This window comes from Agreia sp. (assembly GCF_964263775.1).
In the GTDB taxonomy this organism is placed as follows: domain Bacteria; phylum Actinomycetota; class Actinomycetes; order Actinomycetales; family Microbacteriaceae; genus Agreia.
Genome location: NZ_CAXVWM010000056.1, coordinates 1 through 5,130, shown reverse-complemented (window position 1 = coordinate 5,130; position 5,130 = coordinate 1). Strand labels below are relative to the sequence as shown.

Here is a 5,130-nt window from a genome sequence, read left to right as displayed (position 1 = left end):
AGTCGTCAGGCCCACCTCATGGCGCTCGCCGAGACGCAGTCCGAGATCGAGGGCCTCACGGTGCGCGAGGGCAAGAACGTGCTCGAGTTCTCGATCCGGTCGACCACGAAGGGCGAAGCGCTGCTGCACCTCAAGGAGTACACGAAGGCCACCGCCGTGCTCTACGCGGGCGACGACGTCACCGACGAAGACGCCTTCGCGGTGCTGCGCAGTGGCGACTTCGGGCTCAAGAGCGGTGCGGGAAAGACGATCGCCGAGTTCCGGGTTCGCGACGAAGTCGAGGTCGCCCAGGTGCTCGCGCTGCTCGCCGCGTTCCGCGCGGAGGCGTGCGCTTCGGCGCCGTGAGTGGTTCTAAACTCGTAACATGCCCGAAATAGACATGAAGCCGCGCAGTCGCGTCGTCACCGATGGAATCGAAGCCACCACCTCGCGCGGAATGCTTCGGGCCGTCGGAATGGGCGACGCCGACTGGGAGAAGCCGCAGATCGGCATCGCGAGCTCGTGGAACGAGATCACCCCCTGCAACCTGTCGCTCGACCGTCTCGCCCAGGGCGCCAAAGAGGGCGTCCATTCGGGCGGCGGCTACCCGCTGCAGTTCGGCACCATCTCCGTCTCCGACGGCATCTCGATGGGCCACGAGGGCATGCACTTCTCCCTCGTCTCGCGCGAGGTCATCGCCGACAGCGTCGAGGTCGTCATGCAGGCCGAGCGCCTCGACGGCTCCGTTCTGCTGGCCGGATGCGACAAGTCGCTGCCCGGCATGCTCATGGCCGCTGCCCGCCTCGACCTCGCCAGCGTCTTTCTCTACGCCGGATCGATCGCGCCCGGCTGGGTGAAGCTCTCTGACGGCACCGAGAAAGACATCACCATCATCGACTCGTTCGAGGCCGTCGGCGGAGTGAAGGCCGGCACCATGAGCGAGGCCGACGCGAAGCGCATCGAGTGCGCGTTCGCTCCCGGCGAGGGTGCGTGCGGAGGCATGTACACCGCCAACACCATGGCGAGCGTCGCCGAGGCCCTCGGCATGAGCCTGCCCGGTTCGGCGTCGCCCGCGTCGGCGGACCGCCGCCGCGACTACTTCGCCCATCGCAGCGGCGAGGCCGTCGTCACCATGCTCCGCCTCGGCATCACGACCCGCGACATCCTGACCAAGCCTGCGTTCGAGAATGCGATCGCGGTCGCGATGGCCCTCGGGGGCTCGACCAACGTCATCCTGCACCTGCTCGCGATCGCCTACGAGGCCGAGGTCGACCTCACGATCGACGACTTCAATCGCATCGGCGACACCATTCCCCACCTCGCCGATATGAAGCCGTTCGGCCGGTACGTGATGAACGACATGGATCGCCACGGCGGCCTTCCGGTGCTGATGAAGGCGCTGCTGGATGCCGGGCTGCTGCACGGCGACGTGCTCACGGTCACGGGCAAGACGCTCGCCGAGAACCTGGCCGAGCTCGACATTCCGGAGCTCGACGGCAAGGTGCTGCGCACGCTCGACAACCCTATCCACCCCACGGGCGGACTCACGGTGCTCAAGGGCTCGCTCGCACCCGAGGGTGCGGTCGTGAAGACGGCCGGATTCGACGCCGCGGTCTTCGAAGGGCCGGCGAAGGTCTTCGAGCGGGAGCGCGCCGCGATGGACGCGCTGACCGAGGGTTTGATCGAGCACGGAGACGTCGTGGTGATCCGCTACGAAGGCCCGAAGGGCGGCCCCGGAATGCGCGAGATGCTCGCGATCACGGCCGCGATCAAGGGCGCCGGCCTCGGCAAAGATGTACTACTATTGACCGACGGCAGGTTCTCAGGCGGCACAACCGGACTGTGTATCGGCCACATAGCACCCGAAGCGGTGGACGCAGGTCCGATCGCATTCGTGCGCGATGGTGATCTAATACGGGTCGATATCGCCGCTCGCTCCCTCGAGTTACTCGTCGAGGCCGATGAGCTTGCAGCCCGCCGAGACGGCTGGGCCCCTCTTCCCCCGCGCTATACCCGTGGCGTTCTGGCAAAGTACTCGAAGCTCGTGAAGTCGGCCGCGACCGGCGCCATCACCGGGTAGTACCGCGCTCCACCCTCGTCACCGTTCGCCCGCCGCAGGGCGAGGCGACACGCTGTGCAGGCAACAAGCTAGGAAAACAACATGCCCGTGGATCCATCTCCCGTGCCGAACTCCCCGGCGATCCCCAAACCGGCCTCCGGGTCCGCTCCCGCGACCACACCCGCGGCGACCACGCCCGAAATCCTGACGGGCTCCGGCGCAATCCTCCGCTCGCTCGAGCACCTCGGCGTGAAAGACGTGTTCGGGCTTCCCGGCGGAGCCATCATCCCGTTCTACGACGAACTCATGGCGTCGACCACGATCCGGCACATTCTCGTTCGCCACGAACAGGGTGCCGGGCACGCCGCCGAAGGCTACGCATCCTCGACCAACAAGGTCGGTGTGGCCATCGCGACGTCTGGTCCAGGCGCCACCAACCTGGTCACCGCCATCGCCGACGCCTACATGGACTCGGTTCCCGTGCTCATCATCACCGGGCAGGTCTTCTCGACGCTGATGGGAACGGACGCGTTCCAGGAGGTCGACATCGTGGGAATCACGATGCCGATCACCAAGCACTCGTTCCTGGTCACCAAGCCGGAGGACGTGCCCGCGACCCTGGCGGCCGCGTACCACATCGCATCCACCGGCCGGCCGGGCCCCGTGCTCGTCGACATCACCAAAGACGCGCAGCAGAACTCGGCGCCGTTTCTCTGGAATCCGAAGGTCGACCTCGCCGGCTACCGTCCGGTCACCAAAGCGCACGGCAAGCAGATCCAGGCCGCGGCGCAGCTCATCCTCGAGGCGAAGAAGCCCGTCTTCTACGTCGGCGGTGGAGTCATCCGTGCCGAGGCGTCACCCGAGCTCGCCGTTCTTGCAGAGGCCACCGGCGCACCGGTCGTCACGACGCTGATGGCGCGCGGCGCGTTCCCCGACTCGCACGAGCAGAACCTCGGCATGCCGGGCATGCACGGAACCGTGCCCGCCGTGCTCGCGCTGCAGGAGAGCGACCTGATCGTCGCGCTCGGGGCGAGGTTCGACGACCGCGTCACCGGCAAGGTCAGCGAGTTCGCGCCTCACGCCAAGATCGTGCACGTCGACGTCGACCCGGCAGAGATCGGCAAGATCCGCGCGGCCGACGTGCCGATCGTGGGAGACGCGAAAGACGTCATCGCCGACCTCACGAAGGCATTCGTCTCCACGGCCGCCGCGAGCGAGACGCGACCCGACATCGACGAGTGGTGGCAGTACCTGCGCGGTCTGCAGACCGAGTTCCCCCTCGGCTACGCCGAGCCCACCGACGGCCTGCTCTCACCGCAATACGTGATCAAGCGCATCGGCGAGCTCTCGGGCCCAGAGGCGATCTACGCATCCGGAGTCGGCCAGCACCAGATGTGGGCGGCGCAGTTCATCAGGTACGAGCGACCGAACTCGTGGCTCAACTCGGGAGGCGCCGGCACCATGGGCTACTCGGTTCCCGCGGCCATGGGCGCCAAGGTCGCCGAGCCCGACCGCCTCGTGTGGGCGATCGACGGCGACGGATGCTTCCAGATGACCAACCAAGAGCTGGCGACCTGCACGATCAACAAGATCCCGATCAAGGTCGCGATCATCAACAACTCGTCGCTCGGCATGGTGCGGCAGTGGCAGAGCCTGTTCTACGACGGGCGGCACTCGTTCACCGACCTCAACACGGGCCACGGCACCGAGATGATCCCCGACTTCGTGAAGCTGGCGGATGCGTACGGTGCGTTGGGCATCCGGGTCACGAAAGCAGATGAGATCGACGCGGCAATTCAGCTGGCGATCGAGACGAACGACCGTCCGGTCGTGATCGACTTCATCGTGAGCCGCGACGCCATGGTCTGGCCGATGGTTCCGCAGGGGGTCAGCAACTCGCTGGTCGAACACGCACAGCAGATCGCCCCAGAGTGGGATGAGGAGTAGACCATGAGCCACCACGTTCTCTCCCTGCTCGTCGAAGACAAACCCGGTCTGCTCACGCGGGTCGCCGGACTCTTCGCCCGCCGCGGATTCAACATCGAGAGCCTCGCAGTGGGCGCATCCGAGATCGAGGGACTCTCTCGCATCACTGTCGCCGTCGACGTCGAGGAGCTTCCCCTCGAGCAGGTCACCAAGCAGCTGAACAAGCTCGTCAACGTGATCAAGATCGTCGAGCTCGACCCCGACCAGTCGGTGCAGCGCGAGCACCTGCTGGTCAAGGTGCGGGTCGACAATGCCACGAGGTCGCACGTTCTCGAGGCGGTCACCCTGTTCCGCGCCCGCGTGGTCGATGTCTCGAGCGACGCGCTCGTGATCGAGGTCACCGGAGACTCGGGCAAGACGAACGCGTTCTTGCGCGTGGTCGAGCCCTATGGAATCAAAGAGCTCGCCCAGTCGGGCCTCCTCGCGATCGGACGCGGCTCGAAGAGCATCACCGAGCGCGTCTTCAAGAATTAAGTACTGCACGAACTCACGATCTTCACCCACACAACAAGGAGCAGTAATAAAGTGACCGAAATCTTCTACGACACAGACGCAGACCTGTCGCTCATCCAGGGCAAGAAGGTGGCCGTCGTCGGCTACGGCTCGCAGGGCCACGCGCACGCGCTGAACCTGCGCGACTCGGGCGTCGACGTCGTCATCGGCCTGAAAGACGGATCGAAGTCGATCGCCAAGGCGCAGGAGGCCGGCTTCACGGTTCTGAGTGTCGCCGAGGCGACCGCGCAGTCCGACGTGATCGTACTGCTCGCTCCCGACCAGTTCCAGCGCCACATCTACCGTGACGACATCGCCCCCAGCCTGAAGCAGGGCGCGACGCTCGTCTTCGGTCACGGGTTCAACATCCGCTACGACTACATTCAGGCGCCCGACGGCGTGGATGTCATCCTCGTAGCACCTAAGGGCCCGGGCCACACGGTTCGCCGCGAGTACGAGGCCGGCCGCGGCGTTCCCGTTATCGTCGCCGTCGAGAAAGACGCGTCCGGCTCCGCGTGGCAGCTCGCCTGGTCGTACTCGCGTGCGATCGGCGGACTGCGCGCCGGCGGCATCAAGACCACGTTCACCGAAGAGACCGAGACCGACCTGTTCGG

General features: G+C 66.1%; 5 protein-coding genes. All 5 read left to right on the top strand.

The window, feature by feature from the left end; translation table 11 throughout:
• Positions 1-345 (top strand): trehalose-phosphatase (locus ACE5CZ_RS05105; protein WP_374946260.1); only part of this gene is annotated, 345 nt, incomplete at its 5' end.
• Positions 346-364: 19 nt separating this feature from the next.
• Positions 365-2,059, top strand: coding sequence for a dihydroxy-acid dehydratase (ilvD, locus tag ACE5CZ_RS05100; RefSeq protein ID WP_374946259.1), 1,695 nt, complete (start codon positions 365-367; stop codon positions 2,057-2,059).
• Between the two features lie 81 nt (positions 2,060-2,140).
• Positions 2,141-3,985, top strand: a complete 1,845-nt coding sequence (locus tag ACE5CZ_RS05095; RefSeq protein WP_374946258.1) for an acetolactate synthase large subunit — start codon at positions 2,141-2,143, stop codon at positions 3,983-3,985.
• Between the two features lie 3 nt (positions 3,986-3,988).
• Complete coding sequence (gene ilvN, locus ACE5CZ_RS05090; RefSeq protein ID WP_374946257.1) at positions 3,989-4,498, top strand: acetolactate synthase small subunit; 510 nt, start codon at positions 3,989-3,991, stop codon at positions 4,496-4,498.
• Positions 4,499-4,549: 51 nt separating this feature from the next.
• On the top strand, positions 4,550-5,130 hold a 581-nt coding region (ilvC, locus tag ACE5CZ_RS05085), incomplete at its 3' end, for a ketol-acid reductoisomerase (RefSeq protein ID WP_374946256.1).

Excerpts from the sequence above, each read along its gene's own strand:
- ilvD (WP_374946259.1), top strand. The coding sequence starts at position 365 with ATGCCCGAAATAGACATGAAGCCGCGCAGTCGCGTCGTCACCGATGGA.
- ACE5CZ_RS05095 (WP_374946258.1), top strand. The coding sequence starts at position 2,141 with ATGCCCGTGGATCCATCTCCCGTGCCGAACTCCCCGGCGATCCCCAAA.
- ilvN (WP_374946257.1), top strand. The coding sequence starts at position 3,989 with ATGAGCCACCACGTTCTCTCCCTGCTCGTCGAAGACAAACCCGGTCTG.